The 19,658-nt window shown below is 55.7% G+C and carries 17 protein-coding genes and 1 pseudogene; 7 read left to right on the forward strand and 11 right to left on the reverse strand.

The features are described from left to right. Positions 1–85: 85 nt before the first annotated feature. Together tyrR and ABLV08_RS03065 are read right to left on the reverse strand one after the other, a co-directional pair. A complete protein-coding gene (gene tyrR / locus ABLV08_RS03060; protein ID WP_015366278.1) occupies positions 86–1,627 on the reverse strand; it encodes a transcriptional regulator TyrR in 1,542 nt (513 codons plus the stop codon). 183 nt (positions 1,628–1,810) lie between these two features. Beyond that, positions 1,811–3,124, reverse strand: coding sequence for a 6-phospho-beta-glucosidase (locus tag ABLV08_RS03065; protein ID WP_348855550.1), 1,314 nt, complete (start codon positions 3,122–3,124; stop codon positions 1,811–1,813). Positions 3,125–3,237: 113 nt separating this feature from the next. Between ABLV08_RS03065 and ABLV08_RS03070 the strand changes: the two genes are divergently transcribed. Next, entirely contained in the window at positions 3,238–4,137 is a 900-nt protein-coding gene (locus ABLV08_RS03070) for a LysR substrate-binding domain-containing protein (protein ID WP_149270972.1), read from the forward strand. 230 nt (positions 4,138–4,367) lie between these two features. On the opposite strand, the gene ABLV08_RS03075 is transcribed toward ABLV08_RS03070, so the two are convergent. The 6 genes from ABLV08_RS03075 to pspA form a co-directional block, all read right to left on the reverse strand. Then, positions 4,368–5,429: a TIGR01620 family protein gene (locus tag ABLV08_RS03075; RefSeq protein ID WP_032708268.1), complete on the reverse strand. Its 1,062-nt coding sequence runs from the start codon at positions 5,427–5,429 to the stop codon at positions 4,368–4,370. Then, complete coding sequence (locus tag ABLV08_RS03080) at positions 5,426–6,823, reverse strand: YcjX family protein (protein ID WP_015366276.1); 1,398 nt, start codon at positions 6,821–6,823, stop codon at positions 5,426–5,428. The genes ABLV08_RS03075 and ABLV08_RS03080 overlap by 4 nt, the downstream gene beginning before the upstream one ends. A gap of 105 nt (positions 6,824–6,928) precedes the next feature. Continuing rightward, positions 6,929–7,147 carry a phage shock protein PspD gene (gene pspD, locus ABLV08_RS03085; RefSeq protein WP_015366275.1) on the reverse strand — a complete coding sequence of 73 codons (219 nt, stop codon included), beginning with the start codon at positions 7,145–7,147 and terminating at the stop codon, positions 6,929–6,931. A 30-nt stretch (positions 7,148–7,177) separates the two neighbouring features. Further along, positions 7,178–7,537 carry an envelope stress response membrane protein PspC gene (gene pspC, locus ABLV08_RS03090; protein WP_015366274.1) on the reverse strand — a complete coding sequence of 120 codons (360 nt, stop codon included), beginning with the start codon at positions 7,535–7,537 and terminating at the stop codon, positions 7,178–7,180. Continuing rightward, positions 7,537–7,761, reverse strand: coding sequence for an envelope stress response membrane protein PspB (pspB, locus tag ABLV08_RS03095; RefSeq protein WP_015366273.1), 225 nt, complete (start codon positions 7,759–7,761; stop codon positions 7,537–7,539). Before pspB ends, pspC begins: the two co-directional genes overlap by 1 nt. Before the next feature lie 55 nt (positions 7,762–7,816). Further along, the gene (gene pspA, locus ABLV08_RS03100; RefSeq protein ID WP_015366272.1) at positions 7,817–8,485 is read right to left on the reverse strand and encodes a phage shock protein PspA; all 669 of its coding nucleotides are present in this window, start codon (positions 8,483–8,485) and stop codon (positions 7,817–7,819) included. A gap of 152 nt (positions 8,486–8,637) precedes the next feature. On the opposite strand from pspA, the gene pspF reads away from it, so the two are divergent. Then, on the forward strand, positions 8,638–9,624 hold the full coding sequence (gene pspF / locus ABLV08_RS03105) for a phage shock protein operon transcriptional activator (protein ID WP_348855551.1): 987 nt from the start codon (positions 8,638–8,640) through the stop codon (positions 9,622–9,624). Here the strand turns inward: pspF and ABLV08_RS03110 are convergent. Both ABLV08_RS03110 and ABLV08_RS03115 read right to left on the reverse strand, forming a co-directional pair. Further along, a complete protein-coding gene (locus ABLV08_RS03110) occupies positions 9,615–11,006 on the reverse strand; it encodes an MFS transporter (RefSeq protein ID WP_126034182.1) in 1,392 nt (463 codons plus the stop codon). The genes pspF and ABLV08_RS03110 overlap by 10 nt on opposite strands. A gap of 25 nt (positions 11,007–11,031) precedes the next feature. Further along, positions 11,032–12,201, reverse strand: coding sequence for a M20 aminoacylase family protein (locus ABLV08_RS03115; protein ID WP_015366269.1), 1,170 nt, complete (start codon positions 12,199–12,201; stop codon positions 11,032–11,034). A 171-nt stretch (positions 12,202–12,372) separates the two neighbouring features. Here ABLV08_RS03115 and ABLV08_RS03120 point away from each other — a divergent pair, with 171 nt between their 5' ends. The 5 genes and pseudogenes from ABLV08_RS03120 (at position 12,373) to ABLV08_RS03140 (ending at position 18,783) form a co-directional block, all read left to right on the forward strand. Then, positions 12,373–14,670 (forward strand): helix-turn-helix domain-containing protein, encoded by a 2,298-nt coding sequence (locus ABLV08_RS03120; RefSeq protein ID WP_348855552.1) that lies wholly within the window; start codon positions 12,373–12,375, stop codon positions 14,668–14,670. Between the two features lie 124 nt (positions 14,671–14,794). Further along, positions 14,795–15,079 carry a hypothetical protein gene (locus tag ABLV08_RS03125; RefSeq protein ID WP_045360392.1) on the forward strand — a complete coding sequence of 95 codons (285 nt, stop codon included), beginning with the start codon at positions 14,795–14,797 and terminating at the stop codon, positions 15,077–15,079. A 236-nt stretch (positions 15,080–15,315) separates the two neighbouring features. Further along, positions 15,316–16,962 carry an ABC transporter substrate-binding protein SapA gene (sapA, locus tag ABLV08_RS03130; RefSeq protein WP_126337803.1) on the forward strand — a complete coding sequence of 549 codons (1,647 nt, stop codon included), beginning with the start codon at positions 15,316–15,318 and terminating at the stop codon, positions 16,960–16,962. Then, positions 16,959–17,924, forward strand: coding sequence for a putrescine export ABC transporter permease SapB (gene sapB / locus ABLV08_RS03135; RefSeq protein WP_015366265.1), 966 nt, complete (start codon positions 16,959–16,961; stop codon positions 17,922–17,924). Before sapA ends, sapB begins: the two co-directional genes overlap by 4 nt. Positions 17,925–18,125: 201 nt before the next feature. Next, positions 18,126–18,783, forward strand: a pseudogene (locus ABLV08_RS03140) (SOS response-associated peptidase). A gap of 433 nt (positions 18,784–19,216) precedes the next feature. Here ABLV08_RS03140 and ABLV08_RS03145 read toward each other — a convergent pair. Further along, complete coding sequence (locus ABLV08_RS03145; protein ID WP_072051401.1) at positions 19,217–19,444, reverse strand: hypothetical protein; 228 nt, start codon at positions 19,442–19,444, stop codon at positions 19,217–19,219. Positions 19,445–19,658: the final 214 nt, after the last annotated feature.

The following is a 19,658-nucleotide window of genomic DNA, read 5'->3' on the forward strand; positions in this document are numbered from 1 at the left end:
CGGAAAAAGAAAATAAGTATATACAGAGATATCGCTGAAAAAACGCTGAAAATCGCGGCCGCGCCGAGCCGGCCGCACCGGTGATTTATTCTTCGCCTTTCTTCTGGCTCAGACCATACTCGCGCAGCTTGTTAGCAATCGCGGTATGCGAAACGCCGAGACGTTTGGCTAATTTACGCGTGCTGGGGAAGCTGCGATACAACTGGGTCAATACCGAACGCTCAAAGCGGCGGGTAATATCGTCGAGCGATCCTTCCATCGCCTCTTCACCTACCGGCAGCGACGACACATCGTGATCTGGCAGCAGAATATCCTGCGGGCGCAGTTCGAAGCCCTCGAGCTGGGTTAACGCGCGGTACACTGCGTTTTTCAACTGACGTACGTTGCCCGGCCAGCTATAGCGGGTCAACACGGTATTAAGGTCAGCGGAGAGTTTTGGCCGCGGGATGCCCTGCTCATCGGCAAAGCGCGCGACGAACAGTTCGGTCAACGGCATGATGTCCTGCGGACAATCGCGCAGCGGCGGCAGGTTCAGCGTCAGCACATTCAGACGATAATAAAGATCTTCGCGGAAGAGTCCTTTCTGCACCAGCTCAACGAGATTTTTTTGCGTCGCGCAGATAACCCGGACATCAACATGCACTTCGTGATCTTCACCGACGCGACGGAAAGTACCATCGTTGAGAAAGCGCAACAGCTTCGTTTGCATGCCAGGCGACATTTCGCCGATCTCATCCAGCAGCACAGAGCCGCCGTTGGCCTGCTCAAAGAAACCTTTTTTCCCCTGCGATGCATCGCCGAATAGCTCGCTCTCTACCGCGTTTTCCGGAATCGAACCGCAGTTCAGCGCCAGATAAGGTTTGCTCGCGCGCGGGCTGGCCAGATGGCAGGCATGGGCCAGCAGATCTTTACCGGTACCCGTATCGCCGACAATCAGCAACGGGGCGCTGAGCATCGCCAGCTTGCGGGCCTGTTCAACAACGTGGCGCATTTTCGGCCCAACGGCGAGGATCTGGCTAAAGGCGCTGGTATCCTGGGTCGTCAGCGTTTGCAGTTGACGCCCCATACGTACGGTGGAGCGCAACATCACCACGGCGCCGGTCAGCACACGCTCTGCGTGTTCGCCTTCCAGATACACCGGCGTTACTTCCAGCATAAAGTTTTGGCCATTTACGACCACATGCTCGGTATGCGACTCCAGCGGGTTGCCTTCCAGCCAGCGCTGCAGGTTGAAATCAGTAATGAGTTGCGCCACCGGATGGCTGCGTAAGCGTGCCTGAGTTTGACCAAACAGTTGGCAGCTGGCCGGGTTGGCAAGTTCTACTTTACCTTTGGCATCGAGCGACAGCACCGGTTCCGGCATTGCCACCAGCAGCGCGCTCAGCGCCAGATGTTCCCGCTCTGACGGCATCCACGCCACAGTTCGAACATCGGTTACGCCGGAGATACGGCGGATTTCCGCCATTAAACTGCTGAAACTGGCGAACTCCAGCTCGGCGAAATTAAGGTAGATTCGGCCAATCGGGTCGATATCGATACCGCGCAGGTCAATACCGCGCAGCACCAGCAAATCGAGTAATTCACGGGTCAGACCAAGACGGTCCTGACAAAAGACTTCCAGACGCATAGGAGTTTTCACCCTAAAAAGGCCAATGACGGATGAATGATAGGACAGATATGGGCTTACGTGAAGATAGCTGTCAACAATTATTGACAGTATGGCGGAAAAATGGGCTTTATGCCGTAAAGTTATGCGGGCATAAGCACAAATGACCGAACGTGCGCTCGGTCATTTATCGGGCAAAGCGTGTTAGCGATGGAAGGCCGGCATCAACGTGCAGTTATGTTCAATCACTTCATTCAGCGCCTGCTCCAGCTTCTCGCCGCTAACGATCAGCGGATTAAGCACCAACGCGCGCCAGGCGGTATGCCGATTACCGGTTATTGCCGCCTCAATAGTCAACTGTTCGAAGGATTTCATCAGTTGCAGCAGGCGCAGCGTATCTTCCGGGAACGGCGCGACGTTGAGCGGCTGCGGCCCGGAAGCGGTGATCAGTGAACTCACTTCGACGGCACAGTCATCAGGGAGATCGTTTATCGCGCCGTTATTGCGGGTATTGACGTGCATGATAATGCGCTTATCGTTATGGATAGCGTTCATTAATTCGCAGGCTGCTTCGGAATAATATTGCCCGCCTCTTCCCTCCAGCGCTTTCGGTTTCTCCGCCAGATTAGGGTCGCTATACTGCGTGAACAACTGCTTCTCCAGCATTTTGACCACTTCGCCGCGGGTCCCTTCGCCATCCGCCTCCGCCAGTTCCTGGCGCAGTAAATCGTCTTTCATGTAGTAGTAGCGCAGATAGGCGCAGGGGATCATCCCTAAACCCTGCAGCAAATGCGGCGGCCAGCAGAACGGCGGGATATTGCGTGGGACCAGCGGATCCCGTCCGGCGTTAATCTGCGCAATCACCTGCGGCAGCCACTCTTTACCTTTATGCAGGATCTGGCGCACAAAGATAAAGTGGTTGAGCCCGGCGACCTGCATAATGAAGTCGTTTTCATCGGCGCATTCCAGCAGTTCCGCCACCCCTTTTTGCATAATCACAGGCACGTTGCACAGGCCGACGGTTTTGATTTTGCTATGGCGCAAAATAGCCTCAGTCACCATCCCCGATGGGTTGGTAAAATTCAGCAGCCAGGCATCCGGACATAGCCGTTCCATATCGGCGGCAATCTCCAGCGCGATGGGAATCGTCCGGCAGGCGTTGGCGAAACCACCGAGACCATTGGTTTCCTGGCCAATAAGGCCGTATTTCAGCGAGATACGTTCATCGCTAATGCGAGCATCCAGGCAACCGGCGCGAAACTGGGAGCAGACAAAATCGGCATCGCGTAACGCGCGCTCACGGTCAAGGGTCGCGACCACCTCAATGGCCAGTCCGGCTTTGGCAATCATACGCCGCGCCAGCCCGGCAATAATCTCGACCTTTTCTTTGCCTTCTTCAATGTCGACCAGCCACAGCGAAGCGACCGGCATCTCATGGTGGCGTTTAAGCAAACCTTCAATGAGCTCCGGGGTGTAGCTGGAACCGCCGCCAATCACAACAATTTTGAGTCCTGACATGGTATGCCTCTGTTCAGTTAAGTTATAACTATTTAAAACCGGCGAAACTGGCGGAACAAACGAAATAAATAGCCACATGCATGAACCAGATTAATGCATAACGGAGTATGACCATGCTTGAACAACAAAGCATTCTCGCCCTGCTGCAAACCTTTGAGGTCACGGCGCGCCATCTGAGCTTTACCCTCGCCGCCCATGAAATGAACCTGACCCAGGGCGCCGTCAGCCACCGGATCCGCAAGCTGGAAATGCATATCGGTTTTCGTTTATTTATTCGCCTGACGCGTAAACTGGCGCTGACGGAAGAAGGTAAACGACTGCTGGCGACGCTAAGCCACTCGCTGCGGGCGATTAACGATGAAATTGAAGATATTCGCGAGCAGGACCTGCGCGGCACGCTGCATATCGGTATTGCGCCGACGCTCGCGCATCTCTGGTTAATGCCGCGTCTGCCCCGCTTTCAGGCCCAGTGGCCGGCTTTAAACCTGCAGTTTCGCGTGCGCGCCGGGGTGATGGATTTTAACGAGGAGCGAGTGGATCTGGCGATTTACTACGGCGCAAACCGCTATCCCGACCTGTACCAGCAGCGGTTGATGGGTGAAAGCCTGTTACCGGTCTGCTCGCCGGAGTATAGCCAGCAGTACCAACCGCTTAGCGCCAGCGCCTCTGCGGCGGTAGTCTGGATCCATGCCGCTGAATCCACCGATGTACAGGATCAGTTCGCCGAATGGCGGTTATGGTGCCAGCAAAGCGGATACTCGCTACCCTTTGACGGGCGTTATTATGCGGTGAACAATCACTCCATCGCCATTGAAATGGCAATAAATGGGTTAGGCGTGGTGATGGGGCGCAAAACCTTGATCCAGCCGCTGCTTGCCGCAGGCAAGCTGATGGCGCTGAGTGAACAAGAAGTGATGTCGCCGTTTGGCTATGATCTGATTTGCCCGCAAGAAAACCGTTCTCGCCCGCGTTTTCGCGCCTTCAGTGAGTGGCTGGCAATGGAATGTGGTTAGTCGTTGGCTGCGTTTACATAGAAACTGTTATCGGTTTACCACTTTTTAAGGGGTTTTCCCGGAGGCGGCGCGTTGCGCCTTCTCCGGGCTACCAAATCGCAAAGCGCTGTAGCCCCGGTAAGCGGCAGCGCCACCGGGGGATCCAGCGTGGTGAATAAATTAAAGGCAGGTCGCACGAACCGTAGGCCGGGTAAGGCGCAGCCGCCACCCGGCATTTACGCTTGCCGACGTTATTTCTCCGCGCCGGTTTTGCTTTTCTGCAGCGTCTCTTTTAACTGGCCGATCAGTTCGCGGCGGAAATCGCCGAGCCGCGGTTTATCATCGGCGATCCACGGTAGCGGACGACACAGCTCCATTGCCTTAATTCCCAGACGGGCGGTCAACAAGCCGGCGCCGATACCCTGGGCGGCGCGCGCCGACAAGCGGGCCGCCAGATCCTGCGACATCCAGTCCATTCCGACTTCGCGCACCAGTTCGCTGGCGCCGGCAAAGGCGATATTCAGCAACACCAGACGGAATAAACGCAGGCGGCTATAATAGCCGAGTTCAATACCGTAGAGGGTGGCGATACGATTAATCAGCCTCAGGTTACGCCAGGCGATAAACGCCATATCCACCAGCGCCAGCGGGCTGACGGCGATCATCAGCGTCGATTCCGCCGCCGAGCGGCTGATTTCCCGCCGCGCCTGCGCATCCAGCACCGGCTGCACCAGTTGCGCGTACAGGCTCACCACTTCGCGATCGTTTTGCGTTTCATGAATCGCCGCATACCAGCGCTGCAGCGCCGGATGCGATTGATCCAGCCCGGCCTGCTGCGCCAGTTTCTCACAGAACGCGCGCCCTTTGCCCACCGCGTGACTATGCATCAGATCCCGCGCTTCATCGCGTTCGTGCGCGCGCTGGCGCAGACGCCACAAGCGACGCCATTCGGTCGCTACCGACCCCACGCCCGCGCCGACAATCAGCGCCCCGGCCGCGCAGCCGCCGAGCGCAATCCAGTCCTGAGTCTGCCAGGCCGTCACCGTCCACTGCACGCCCTGCGCCACCACGCTAATGCCAAAAATTGCCAGCCCGGCACTAACCATCCGCCGCCACAGGCTGCGTTTCGGGCGCAGTACCGATTCCACCACCGCTTCGGCGGCCCCCTCCTCTTCAGCAACCATTTCAGGCAGCATCGGAGAGAAGGTTTGCGCATCGGCCGCGTCAAAGGCGCGGGCCGATTTTAAAGTCTGGCTCTTTTCCGTTTCCAGTGGGCCATCGAAATCGATCCGCGGTTTTATCGGCTCGCTCATCGCAATTTATCTCCAATCAAAAATTCCAACGCCGCGTCAAGGCGTATATGCGGTAGCGGTTTATCGACATCCATCGCTCTCGGGCGGAAGTTCTCAAACTGGAAGCCCTGCTGTTCCCAGAAGGCCTGGCCCGGCAGCCGCGCCGGCACCTCCCCCGGGAAAATGGTAAGCGGTTGCCCATCGCTCAGACGATCGCCGCGCAGCGCTGGGATCTTCTCACCATTAACCTCGATAAGCCCGCCCTGGGTAGCCTGAATGGATGCCAGCCCCAGACAATCCATGCTGATGCCTTCAAAGGCGGCATTCTGCCAGGCGTCCTGAATCAGTTGCTGAAGTAGCGACACCATGTTGCCGTGCTGATCGACGGTCACGTGATCGGCTTTAGTGGCGGCAAACAGTAGCTTGTCAATAACCGGTGAAAACAGGCGGCGAAACAGCGTTCGCTGGCCGTAATGGAAGCTTTGCATCAACTGGGTCAGCGCCAGACGCATATCATTAAACGCCTGCGGCCCGCTGTTTAACGGCTGCAGACAGTCCACCAGTACGATCTGGCGGTCAAAGCGCAGAAAGTGGTCTTTATAGAAGCCTTTCACCACTTTCTCGCAGTAGTATTTGAAACGCTCGCGCAGCATTCCGGCATTGGTGTGTTTGTCCGCCTGCGCCAGCCTGGCTTCGCCAACCGCATCGACATCCGGCCAGGGGAAGAACTGCAGCGCCGGGGCTCCCGCCATGTCACCGGGAAGCACAAACCGCCCCGGCTGAATAAAGTGCAACCCCTCGCGCTTGCAGGCGTGCAGATAATCGGTCCAGGCGGCGGCGATCTCCGCCAGCCGGGTTTCGTCGGCGGGCGCCAGCGGATCGAGCCCATCACACAGCTGCCGCCAGCGGGCAGACCACTCCCCGCGCTGCCCCTGCAACAGCCCTGTCATTTGCCGCGACCAGCTTAAATAATCCTGCGCCAGCATTGGCAGGTCGAGCAACCATTCTCCCGGATAATCCACGATTTCCAGATACAGAGTAGAAGTGTCTTTGAAATGACGCAGCAGAGAATCGTTAGAGCGATAGCGCAGCGCGAGGCGAATTTCGCTCACCCCACGGGTCGGCGTCGGCCAGGCCGGCGGCTGGCCATAAAGCTGCGCCAGGCCTTCATCATAGGTAAAACGCGGAATGCCGAAATCACGCTGCGGAACCCGTTTAACGCCCAACAGGCGTTCTTCGCGCGCCGCGCTCAGTAGCGGCAAACGCGCCCCGGCATGGATATTCAGCAGTTGATTAACCATCGCGGTGATAAAAGCCGTTTTGCCGCTGCGGCTGAGTCCGGTCACGGCAAGACGTAAATGCCGGTCAACCCCGCGGTTGACCAGCGCATTGAATTCAGTTTTGAGTCGCTTCATCGCCAGTCCGTTATGCCCAGAAGGAATGTCGTTTAATGATAAGCTATTTAGATGGGGATAATCAGGGCCAATATAAAGCGCGCCGGTATTCCTCCCCCTGAGGAATTATTTCATGCCGCGGGCAAAACGATTGGCCAGCCGACTGAGCAGCGGCTCAAGCGCTACCGCCAGCAACATTTTCAGCGGCCGACGCGCCACCGATTTCACCGCCCAACCGGCAACGCCAGCCGGGCCGTATCGCAGCGCGGTCAGTAGCACCAGCTTACCGGCGATCTTAAGACCCGGTTTCACTTTTTGCCCTGCCTGTTGCCATTTCATATTCATGCGTTGCCTCGTTGGTTACATGGAAAAATTTTACAGCTGACGAAAACGGCTGCGCAGCGTAAAGGTATCGGAGGTGATATAACGCTCCATATCACGCAGGCGCTGTTCGCCGGAAGCCAGTTCGGCATCCACGGCGGCCAGTAAATCGCCATTGCTCGGCCCTTTCTCGCCGTACAGTTCGCTATCCGGTATCGGATCCAGCGCGAAAGTCAGAATGATGTAGGCCACCAGCACAAAAAAGAACAGGCCAAAAATCATCGCCAGTACGGTTATCAGACGCACCAGCTTCACCGGCACATCCAGGTGCTGCGCGATACCGGCGCAGACCCCCTTCACCATTCCGCGCTGCGGGATACGCCACAGTTTTTTATTAAAGTCCAATCCGGCCATTATTTGTCTCTCCAGTTCGGATGTTCCGCATCAAGGATCGCTTCCAGCGCCTGAATGCGTTCGCGCATCCGTTTCGCGTCATCGGTCAGCTGCAGCAGGCGCTGCTGTTCGTTCTGGGTTAACGCCCCGTCCGCCGAGCGATTGTTGTAGTGCAGCCATAACCAGACCGGCAACACGAACAGCACAAATAGCGTGAGCGGGATGGCAAGAAAAAGCATGCTCATGTGTACTCCTTACAGGTGGTGAGCCGCGGCGCAACACCGCGCCGCGCAATATGCATTACTGGTTATTCTGATTCATTTTGGCTTTCAGCGCTGCCAGTTGCTCGCTGATTTCATCATCCGCTTTCAGTTCGGCAAACTGCTGATCCAGCGATTGTTGTTTGCCAAAACGATGGCTCTCCGCCTCGGCTTCCATTTGGTCAATACGGCGTTCGAAAGACTCAAAACGCGCCATCGCTTCATCCATTTTACCGCTATCCAGCTGGCGGCGAACATCACGCGAAGAGCTGGCCGCCTGATGGCGCAGCATCAGCGCCTGCTGACGAGCGCGGGTTTCGCTGAGCTTATTCTCCAGCTCGCCAATCTCTTTTTTCATCCGCGCCAGGGTTTCATCCACCAGTTGCGCTTCGTGTTCCAGGCTGCCGATAAGGTCAGTCAGCTTCTGTTTTTCGATCAGCGCCGCACGCGCCAGATCTTCTTTCTCTTTACGCAGGGCCAGCTCGGCCTTTTCTTGCCATTCCACCTGCTGCGCCTGCGCCTGTTCGATACGGCGGGTCAGCTGTTTCTTTTCCGCCAGCGCGCGGGCGGAGGTAGAACGCACTTCAACCAATGTATCTTCCATCTCCTGAATCATCAGACGGACCAGCTTCTGCGGATCCTCCGCTTTCTCCAGCAGGGAGTTGATGTTGGCGTTCACGATGTCGGCAAAGCGAGAAAAAATACCCATAATTTCAATCCTCATAGTTCTGATAGCAGGCAGCGGCCTGTGTAGTAGTTAATACAAATGGCGTGCCAACTTTTTATCTTATTGATTTTAAACAAGGTGGTTGAGATATGGCCGCCTGCTTGCTACAGTGAGTTGGCGAATCACACTACTTAATGGCGAAATTCATCATGGCGGAATACAAGGATAACCTGCTGGGCGAGGCAAACAGCTTTCTGGAGGTGCTCGAACAGGTCTCGCAGCTGGCACCGCTGGATAAACCGGTGCTGGTGATCGGCGAGCGCGGGACCGGCAAAGAGCTCATTGCCAACCGACTGCACTTTCTCTCTTCGCGCTGGCAGGGACCGTTTATTTCGCTGAATTGCGCGGCGCTGAATGAAAACCTTCTCGATTCCGAATTGTTTGGTCATGAAGCCGGCGCCTTTACCGGCGCCAGCAAACGGCATCCGGGGCGCTTTGAACGTGCCGACGGCGGCACGCTGTTTCTCGATGAGCTGGCCACCGCTCCGATGCTGGTGCAGGAAAAATTGCTGCGGGTAATTGAATACGGCGAGCTCGAACGCGTCGGCGGCAGCCAGCCGCTGCAGGTTAACGTACGGCTGGTGTGCGCCACCAACGCCGATCTGCCCAAAATGGTCGAGGAAGGTCATTTCCGCGCCGACCTGCTCGACCGGCTGGCGTTTGATGTCGTGCAACTACCGCCATTGCGTGAGCGCCAGAGCGACATCATGCTGCTTGCCAACCAGTTTGCCATTCAGATGTGCCGCGAACTGGGGCTTCCTCTGTTTCCCGGCTTTAGCGAGCGAGCCGTCGACACGCTGCTCGCATACCGCTGGCCGGGCAATATTCGTGAGCTGAAAAACGTGGTTGAACGTTCGGTTTACCGCCACGGCAGCAGTGATAGCGAGCTGGATAATATCATTATCAACCCATTTAATAGCGCGGCGCCTGCGCCTGCACCGGTCGTTGAACATGCGCTTCCCGCGTTGCCACTGGACCTGCGCGCCTTTCAGCTGGAGCAAGAAAAAAGCCTGCTGCAGTTGAGCCTGCAGCAGGCGAAGTACAATCAAAAGCAGGCGGCGGAGCTGCTGGGGCTAACCTACCACCAGCTACGCGCCTTGTTGAAGAAGCATCAGCTATGAGCGGCGCGCGGCAGCATCATCGCGCTCACCACCATTGAGCCTAAACACAGCGCGGCGTTAAACCACAACGCGTATTGCGCGGCGCTGGCCATTCCCAACGGCAGGAACAGCGCGAAAAGTGACGCCGTCACGGCAATACCCATCGCGCCGCCAAGCGAGCTTCCCATCTTATAAACCCCTGATGCGACTCCGATTTTGTTCTCCGGCGCATTGGCGACGGCGGTATCGGTCGAAGGCGTGGCGTAACAGCCGAGCCCGAGGCCAAACAGAATATTGCTGAAGAAGACGGTCCCGATATACAGTGACTTATCGAGGAAGGTACAGGAGATCAGCAAAATGCCGATGGCGGTAAAGACCGGCCCGGTCATCATCGGCAACCGCGCGCCGTAGCGCTGGAGCAACTTTTCCCCAACGCGAATCATCGCCAGTACCGTCACCAGATACCCCAGCGTCATCATGCCGGTTTCCAGCGGGGTAAGATGATGCCCCTGCTGCAGCCAGATGCTGGTGATCATCATGGTGCCGATAGCGCCATTAAGCATGAAGTTCGACAGCACCGCCGCGCCGTAGGCCCGGTTGCGAAATAAAGCGAAGTCGATTAGCGCCGCTTCACCTTTACGCAAACCGCTACGGATAAACAAACCACCCGTAATTACCGCGCCGCCCAGCATCGACAGCGATAAGCCACTGCTCCAGCCCCATTGATGGCCCTTGCTGATAAACAGATTAAGCAGCACCAGCGACGCGATCAGGCTTAATAGTCCGCTCACATCCAGCTTATGCCGATCGGCGCTGGCGCTTCGACTCTCCGGCGTGCCGCGCAGCAGCAGCAACGCCAGCAGCGCCACCACAATCGAGAACACGAAGATCCACCGCCAGCCAAGACCGGTGGCAATCGCGCCGCCGACAAACGAGCAAAGCCCGCTGCCGCCCCAGGAACCAATGACCCAGAAACTCACCGCCCGCTGCCGCGCCCTACCTTCATACCAGGTTTTAATCAGCGCCAGCGTCGCCGGCATAATGCAGGCCGCAGAGAGCCCTTGCAGGATGCGACCGGTGATAAACAGACCCGGCCCCTGCGACGCCGCCAGAAACGCGCTGCCGATAATACTCAACGCCAGGCCGAGATAGGTCATCCGCACCCTGCCGAATTTATCCGCCAGCCCGCCGCTGGCCACCACGAAGCAGCCGCTAAATAAGGCGCTGAGACTCACCGCCAGGGTTAGCGTCTCCAGTGAAATATCGAGGCTGCTTTTCATCGCCGGAACAACATTGATAACCGATTGCGCAAACAGCCAGAACGTCAGCACGCTGAGCACAATACCCGCCAGCAGGCGATCGCTACCGACGAAACGAGATTCGCTTAACGATACAGAACTCATAATCGGGTCCCCCCGTCGCGATAAGTTAACGCAGATAGCGTTCCGTCAGGCCGCACCACAGCGCTGCGCCGGTAAGCAGGATTTGATCGTTAAAATCGTATCCCGGGTTATGCACCATGCAGCGGTCGGCTTCATCACCCGCGCCGATAGTGAAGTAGCAGCCGTTGGGATTGCTCTCCAGCATAAAGGCGAAATCTTCGCTACCCATGAATGGATTCACGGTACCAACCTGTTCTTTGCCAAAAAGCGAGGTCGCCACTTCACGGACCAGCTCATTAGCCGCCGGATCGTTACGTAATACCGGGCTGCCGTTGACGTGGGTTAAGGTAGCGCTGGCGTTAAAACTTTCCGCCTGAGCGACCGCAATATCGTGAATGCGCTGCAGCACCGTTTCGCGCACCTGCTGGTTAAGGGTACGGACCGTCAGCTTCATCAACACTTTATCGTTGATGATGTTCGGCGCGTGACCAGCCTGAATGCTGCCGACGGTGACTACCGCAGGTTCAAATGGCGTGATGTTGCGTGAAACGATCGATTGCAGCGCGAGGGTAATGTGGCAGGCAACCAGCGTCGCATCCACGGTATGTTCCGGTACCGCGCCATGGCCGCCAACGCCCTTCACTTCGATATGCAGCGTATCGGAAGAGGCCATCATCGCGCCGTCGCGCAGGCCGATTTTGCCCAGTTTCTGGCCCGGCATGTTATGCAGGCCAAAGATGGCATCGCAGGGGAATTTTGTGAACAGGCCATCTTCGACCATCACCCGTCCGCCGTACAGCAGCTCTTCTGCCGGTTGGAAAATTAACTGCAGCGTACCGTTAAACTGACGCGTGCGCGCCAGATATTCCGCCGCATACAGCAGCGTGGTGGTGTGGCCATCATGGCCGCAGCCGTGAAAACGCCCGTCGACCTGGCTTGCCCATGCTTTACCGCTCATTTCCTGCATCGGCAGCGCATCCATATCCGCGCGTAGACCCAGACGTTTTTCGCCGCTGCCGACTTTCAGTGTCCCAACCACGCCGGTACCGGCGAGGCCGCGATGCACTTCATACCCCCACTCAGCAAGCAGCCTGGCGACTTCATCGCTGGTTTTATGTTCTTCAAAGCCAATCTCGGGCTGTTGGTGGAAGCGGCGACGTAAGGCCACAAACTGCGCTTCATTAACTTGCAAAGATTCAATCAATGGATGTGTCATTTTTATTATTCCTGTGTTGTGTTTGCACGACACTTTCGAGTTTATGCGCCCCACCCGGCTTTAAAATGCGCTTTTTTGTTTTATATTGACGAATTATCAATGACTGTTTTCTATACAATTCTGTTATGACAAAAAACACCCTGTTATTTTTTGTCTTTTAAGGAGCGGCGCATGGAACACCATCTCGGCGATTTCAGCCTCACGGTGCGCGATATTCGCCACCTCAGCCCGCCGGAAAGCGACGGATTAACGCTGCTGTGGCTGCTGGAAGGCAGCGCGCGGTTGCAACTCGGCGAAGCGCCGCAACCGATGCGGGTTGATGAACTGGCGATCGTTAACCGCCGCCAGCGCTGGCAGATTACCGGCGAAGAGGCCAATGCGGTCATGATCCTCAACCTTGCCGCTGGTTGGCTCACCCGCCTTGATAGCGATTTTTTTGCCTGTGATTATCGGGTTAACGGCGAAAACATGGATGCGGCAGATAACCTGCGCCAGCTGATGCGCCAGTTGCTGGTAGCCGGGCTGGTTAATCATCAGTCGCGTTACCGCTTAGAGGCCAACCGCTGGCTCAGCGAAATCGCCCTGCTGCTGGCGACCCGCTTTACGCAGCCCATCGTACCCAGCCTGCGCCGCGGCGCCGAAAACTGGAGCCGACGAATTATCAACGTAGTAGCGCGCATTGAAGCCAACTATCAGCGGCGGATCTCGCTGCAGGAAGTGGCCGCCGCTGAGTTTGTCTCGGAGGCCTGGCTTTCCCGCCTGTTTCATAAAGAGGTCGGCGTCAGCTTCGTGCAGTACATTACCGCCCTGCGTCTCGGCAAGGCCGCCGAGCAACTGCTGGCCACCCGCCGCTCGGTTCAGCAGGTGGCGCAGGACAACGGTTTCGCCAGTGCCCGCATCATGAGCGATCTGTTTAAGCGCCAGCATGGCGTCACACCGCGGCAATTTCGCCAACAGCAGCCGCAGCCCGCCGTCCGCCCACGAGTCAGCGCCAGCGAAGTCTGGCATCCGGTCGCGGTTGAGCGGCTTTACGCCCGCCTGAATGAGGCGGAAAAAAACAGCGATAATACGCCGCCGCTGCTGCTCAACCCGCGTCAGACAAGGCTGGTGGATATCCGCCAGCTGCCAGCGCGCGCGCCGGTATTGCGCCATACCCGTACCATCGTTACTGTCCGAGAACTCGATGATTTACTCCGCGAAGATGTCCGCCGCGAGCTGGAGCAACTGCAGCAGACGCTACCCGTCTACGGCATCGATATTCACGATCCGTTTCTCAGTAGCCGCCTGTTTGGCGAAGGCTGGGACGACCCGACGCTCGCGGGTTATGCCTGTTGGTACAATCTTCAGCAGCTGTTTAGCTGGCTGGCGCAGAAAGGCTGGACGGTGCTACTCCACACCGGTTTAACCACCCGCTGCGATTTACTACAGCGTTTTCTGCAACTTGCCGCCAATCACTTTCCACCCACGACGCTTGCGAGCTGGCGTTTTGTCTGGCACTGGTCGCCGCAGGCCAGTGAAGCGGCGCGACAGCAGGCCTGGCGACAACAGCGCGAAGTGCTCGCGTCCACCTTGCAACAACCGCAAATGGGGATCTGGCATCGTTTCCCGCAAAGCGATATTGCCGACGATCCGCTACTGCATTCCCCGCTGCTCAGCGAAGCCGATTTTCTCGCCTGCCAGGCGGATGCTAATGAACTGCTTGACCTGGCGCAGGCCGATAGCAGCAAGCTGGCCGCCAGTGAAAGCTATCCGCGACAGAAATTACGCCAAATACATAATGCCCTACGGCAACGGCAGCTCTCGTTGCCGCTGTGGCTGCTATCGTGGAATACGTTGACCGGCGATACCCGCGATACCAACGGACGTTTTTTCCGCGGCGCGCTATTGATGGATAACCTGCTGGGCATTGCCGAACAGGTGTGGCTGGCAGGCTTCTGGCTTAATTCCGGGCTGCAGGGGGAGGCGCGGGACAACGGTAAACTTGACACCTCCAGCCTGGCGCTGCATTACCTGCATGGTCTGCCGCGCCCGGTTTACTGGGTATTATGGCTGTGGCGGCGTCTGCGCGGCGAAGTCTTAATCAATGACAAAAACCTGTTGTTATTGCGCCATAACGGACACTACCAGTTGCTGCTGCGCAATACGGTGATTTTCAACCCCTGGCTATCGAGCGAAGAGGCCTTTACTCAGCGGTTTCGCCAGCCCTATACCCTGCGGCTTGAAGGGCTGGAGGGACGCTGGCGCATCAAACAGCATCTGTTCGATCAACATCACGGCGCGCTATTTCCGCTGTTTGAGGCATTCCGCAGCCGCAGCGGCCCGGACGAAGAAGATTATCGCTGGCTCCGGCACCACGCCCGCCCGGCGCTGAGCGTGCATGAGGAACAGATGGATGATGGCTGGCTGCGGGTGGATTCACTGCAGAGCAATGCGCTGGCATTATATGAATTCACACCGCTACAGGATTAAAACGTGACAACGTCACTATCAATTCACATATGAAAACGCAAGGAGTTAATAATATGTAACTGGTAAGATGTCTTAATGTGAATTATCATCGGCGGCAATTATATTCAATGGACTGAAAATTCACGTGATTCCGGTTAATTCTCATACGCTAACCCGCTATGCCGCCCATGCCAGTTTGATCCACACCATGAAAAATCATCATGCCCCAGCCCTCTCTTTAATGATGATTTTCTCGGATCTCTGCGTGCGCTCCACGCGCGATGCATACAGCGAACAAGGATGGCAAATATCAGAACGTAAAAGCGGACTGGTGCTGCGTACCTTTGTCGCTATCCATCGCGACGGCGGAGAACTGGAGATCACGCCAAAGGATTATATCGCCCGCTATAATCAACTCCTTCCGCTCTGATCCCGCAATTCACACCCCCCTCTACAGAACGCATACAGATGGCTAACTGGAGAAATCGGCAATAAAAAGATACCATGTTTCTTAATACTGGTTTATTTCCGACACTATTTTGACCAACTGGCTGGACAACATGCGCTGCCGGTGACCGCATTATCCCCCTCGATGTCGTAAAGGTGGTGGTAAATGTCATTTAATATTAATAAGATAGAGCTCTGCTCTATGATCAAAAAGAAAATATGCGCCTGAAATTGTCCTCTCTTTTAGCGGCAGCCTCGATGCTGTGCGGGCAGGCTTTTGCCGCACCGGCCCCGGCGCTGCCGGCTAATGCCGATATCCGCGATAGCGGGTTTGTCTATTGCGTCAGCGGGCAGGTAAATACCTTTAACCCGCAAAAAGTCAGTAGCGGCCTGATTGTCGACACCCTCGCCGCCCAGATCTACGATCGCCTGCTCGACGTTGACCCTTATACCTATCGTCTGGTGCCTGAACTGGCGGAAAGTTGGGAAGTGCTCGATAACGGCGCCACCTACCGCTTCCACCTGCGCGATAAGGTTCAGTTCCAGACTACCGACTGGTTTAAACCGACCCGCGCTTTTAACGCTGATGATGTCATCTTCACCTTCGGGCGCATCTTTAATCGCGACGACCCGTGGCACAGCGTCAACGGCAGTAGCTTCCCCTATTTCGATAGCCTGCAGTTCGCCGACACCGTAGAAAGCGTTCGTAAGCTGGATAACCATACCGTCGAGTTTCGCTTGAAACGCCCGGATGCCTCATTCCTGTGGCACCTGGCAACACACTATGCTTCAGTCATGTCGGCGGAGTATGCCGCGCAACTGACCAAAAGTGACCGCGAAGAACAACTCGACCGCCAGCCCGTCGGTACCGGCCCGTTTAAACTGGAAGAGTATCGCACCGGACAGTACATCCGCCTGCAGCGCCACGCGGCCTACTGGCGCGGCAAGCCATTGATGCCGCAGGTGGTGGTGGATCTCGGTTCCGGCGGCACCGGCCGTCTGTCAAAACTGCTGACCGGCGAATGCGACGTGCTGGCCTGGCCCGCCGCCAGCCAGCTCACTATCCTGCGCGACGATCCGCGCCTGCGTCTGACGCTGCGCCCGGGTATGAATATCGCCTGGCTGGCGTTTAACACCGCCAAACCGCCGCTGGATAATCCGGAAGTTCGCCACGCGCTGGCGCTGGCGATCAACAACCAGCGTCTGATGCAATCGATCTACTACGGCACCGCGGAAACCGCGGCCTCAATGCTACCACGCGCCTCGTGGGCTTATGATAACGACGCTAAAATTACCGAATACAACCCCGCGGAGGCGCGCCGTCGTCTGCATGCGCTGGGGCTCAGTAATCTCACGTTAAAATTGTGGGTGCCAACCAGTTCCCAGGCGTGGAACCCCAGCCCATTGAAAACCGCCGAGCTGATACAGGCGGATATGGCGCAGGTGGGTGTCAAAGTGATTATTATTCCGGTTGAAGGTCGCTTCCAGGAGGCGCGATTGATGGACATGAGTCACGATTTAACGCTTTCCGGCTGGGCTACCGACAGTAATGACCCGGATAGCTTCTTCCGCCCGCTGTTAAGCTGCGCGGCGATTGGTTCGCAGACCAACCTCGCCCACTGGTGCAACCGCGAGTTTGACGAGGTATTACAAAAAGCGCTTATTTCACAACAGCTTGCGTCGCGTATCGAAGCCTACAAAGAGGCGCAGCATATTCTCGCCCGCGATCTGCCGGTGCTGCCGCTGGCCTCTTCGCTGCGTCTGCAGGCCTATCGCTATGATATGAAAGGACTGGTGCTGAGTCCGTTTGGCAACGCCTCCTTCGCAGGCGTGTCGCGCGAAAAAGAAGAGGTGAAAAAACCATGATTATTTTTACCCTGCGCCGCCTGCTGCTGTTACTTGTGACGCTGTTTTTTCTCACCTTTATTGGCTTTAGCCTCAGCTACTTCACCCCGCATGCGCCGCTACAGGGCGCATCGCTGTGGAATGCCTGGCTGTTCTGGTTCAAAGGGGTTCTGCACTGGGACTTTGGCGTCTCCAGCATCAACGGCCAGCTGATTTCCGAACAGCTGAAGGTGGTCTTCCCGGCCACGATGGAGCTATGCATTCTGGCGTTTGGTTTTGCGCTGCTGGTCGGCATTCCCGTGGGGATGATTGCCGGAATTATGCGTAATAAATGGCCGGACACGCTCATTAGCGCCCTGGCGCTGGTGGGGTTCTCCATTCCGGTGTTCTGGCTGGCGTTGCTGTTCACTCTGTTCTTCTCCCTAACGCTGGGATGGTTGCCGGTCTCCGGGCGCTTTGATCTGTTGTACGAAGTGAAGACGGTGACCGGCTTCGCGCTCATTGATGCCTGGCTCTCTGATTCGCCATGGCGCCATGAGATGATCGTCAGCGCCGCGCGGCATATGGTGCTGCCGGTGTTGACGCTGGCCGTCGCGCCGACCACCGAAGTGATTCGCCTGATGCGTATCAGCACCAGTGAAGTCTACGATACTAACTATGTTAAAGCGGCGGCGACCCGCGGCGTTACCCGCAGGACGATTCTGCATCGTCACGTGTTGCACAATGCCCTGCCGCCGGTGATCCCGCGCCTGGGTCTGCAGTTCTCCACCATGCTAACGCTGGCAATGATTACCGAAATGGTCTTCAGCTGGCCGGGACTGGGGCGCTGGCTGATCAACGCCATCCGCCAGCAGGATTACGCAGCGATTTCCGCCGGAGTGATGGTGATCGGCGCGCTGGTCATTATCGTCAACGTGATCTCGGATATTTTAGGAGCCATGGCTAACCCACTGAAACATAAGGAATGGTATGCCCTACGATAGCACCTACTCAATAAACAAATTTATCAATTAAAAACAATGAGTTAATATTTAAAATAATTCTGTAATTCTGATTTTAATACACAATTTTGTACACATTGTTTTTAACGTCAGCTCCGACAGTCATCAGTTCGATGGCTGTCGGAGTTCCCTTCCTACTCCTCCACACCTTCTATACTTTCAGTCTGCAAACTGGAGGTAACCATGTGCGGACGCTTTGCTCAATCACAAACCCGTGAAGAGTACCTGGCTTATTTGGCTGAAGAGGCTGAGCGGGATATCGCTTATGACCCCGAACCAATCGGCCGGTACAACGTGTCGCCAGGTACAAAGGTTTTGCTCCTGAGCGAACGCGACGAACAACTGCATATCGATCCTGTCTTCTGGGGTTATGCGCCCGGGTGGTGGGATAAGGCTCCACTGATTAACGCGCGTGTTGAAACTGTGGCCACCAGCAGGATGTTTAAGGCGCTATGGCAACATGGCCGGGCGATCTGCTTTGCTGATGGGGGCTTCGGATGGAAGAAAGAAGGTGACAAGAATCAACCCACTCTACTTTATCCATCGCGCCGATGGCCAGCCGATATTCATGGCGGCAATCGGAAGCACACCATTTGAACGTGGAGACGAAACAGAAGGCTTTCTGATCGTCACCGCAGCAACAGAAAAAGGTCTAATAGATATCCACGACCACCAGTCTCTGGTACTGTCGCCAGAAGCAGCAAGATAATGGATGAGGCAGGACATTGGAGGGAAAGAGTCAGAGGAGTTAGCTGCGAATGGCACCGTGCCCGCAGACAAATTTATCTGGCATGCAGTGACGCGCGCCGTAAGAAATGTGAAAAATCAGGGGAATAATTGATTGAGGCAATCAAATGCACATAGCCAGACGTACGCCTAATGCCAAAAGCGGAAATAAATAATAATTTTTCGATAATAACTTACTGGGTCAGAAAACGGAATATCCGGTGAAAAAGCCCTTGTTGCATTGTCTGGATGTATCAATATGATGCCGGGTTCCTCCCGGTAAATATTTAGGTATCCCCCCATGACTCGCGGCTTCAGTCGTGCATGATGAACATTCCAGCAGCAAAGTCATCAGGTTAGAAAGATATCTGCATTTTGTCAGTGCACAAAGAGTGACTTCCTTATATGAGAACGATTATTAAAAATGAACATGTAAAAAAAAGGCCTGCTATTAGCAAGCCACAAAGATTTTAACTCATTTTTTGTTCGCTTCTGATAAATAGGGTAAATACGCAATTCAATTTGAAGCAGAGAACATAACGAAAATGCTATAAATATTTCCGGAACGCATCGAGTATTTCCTGTGACATTAACTGTCTGTCAGAGGCTACGTAAATAACATCATGATCACCGGTTAATGAAGGAAAGCCTGCAGACATAATCTGTAGATGTATTTCTTCACCGTTTGGGTATTCCTGTCTGATTGAGGATGTACCCTCCGGAACGGTCATGACTTTACAGGATTCGGTATTAAAGAAAACGAGTACTTTTATCATATGCCACCATAATTCTGTTAGTCTTTCCCGTCACTCTCTTCTATCAGTGATGTTAAATGCCGATGCCATTAAAATACAATCAGGGACGTGATGCTTTCGAAGGCAGTCTCGTCTCTTACGCACTTTATTATTTAACAAGCAGTTAGCTTCTGCTTTCAGGCTTTCAGGCTTTCAGGCTTTCAGGCTTTCAGGCTTTCAGGCTTTCAGGCTTTCA

The organism is Klebsiella sp. CN_Kp088 (assembly GCF_040064335.1).
Lineage (GTDB): Bacteria > Pseudomonadota > Gammaproteobacteria > Enterobacterales > Enterobacteriaceae > Klebsiella > Klebsiella aerogenes.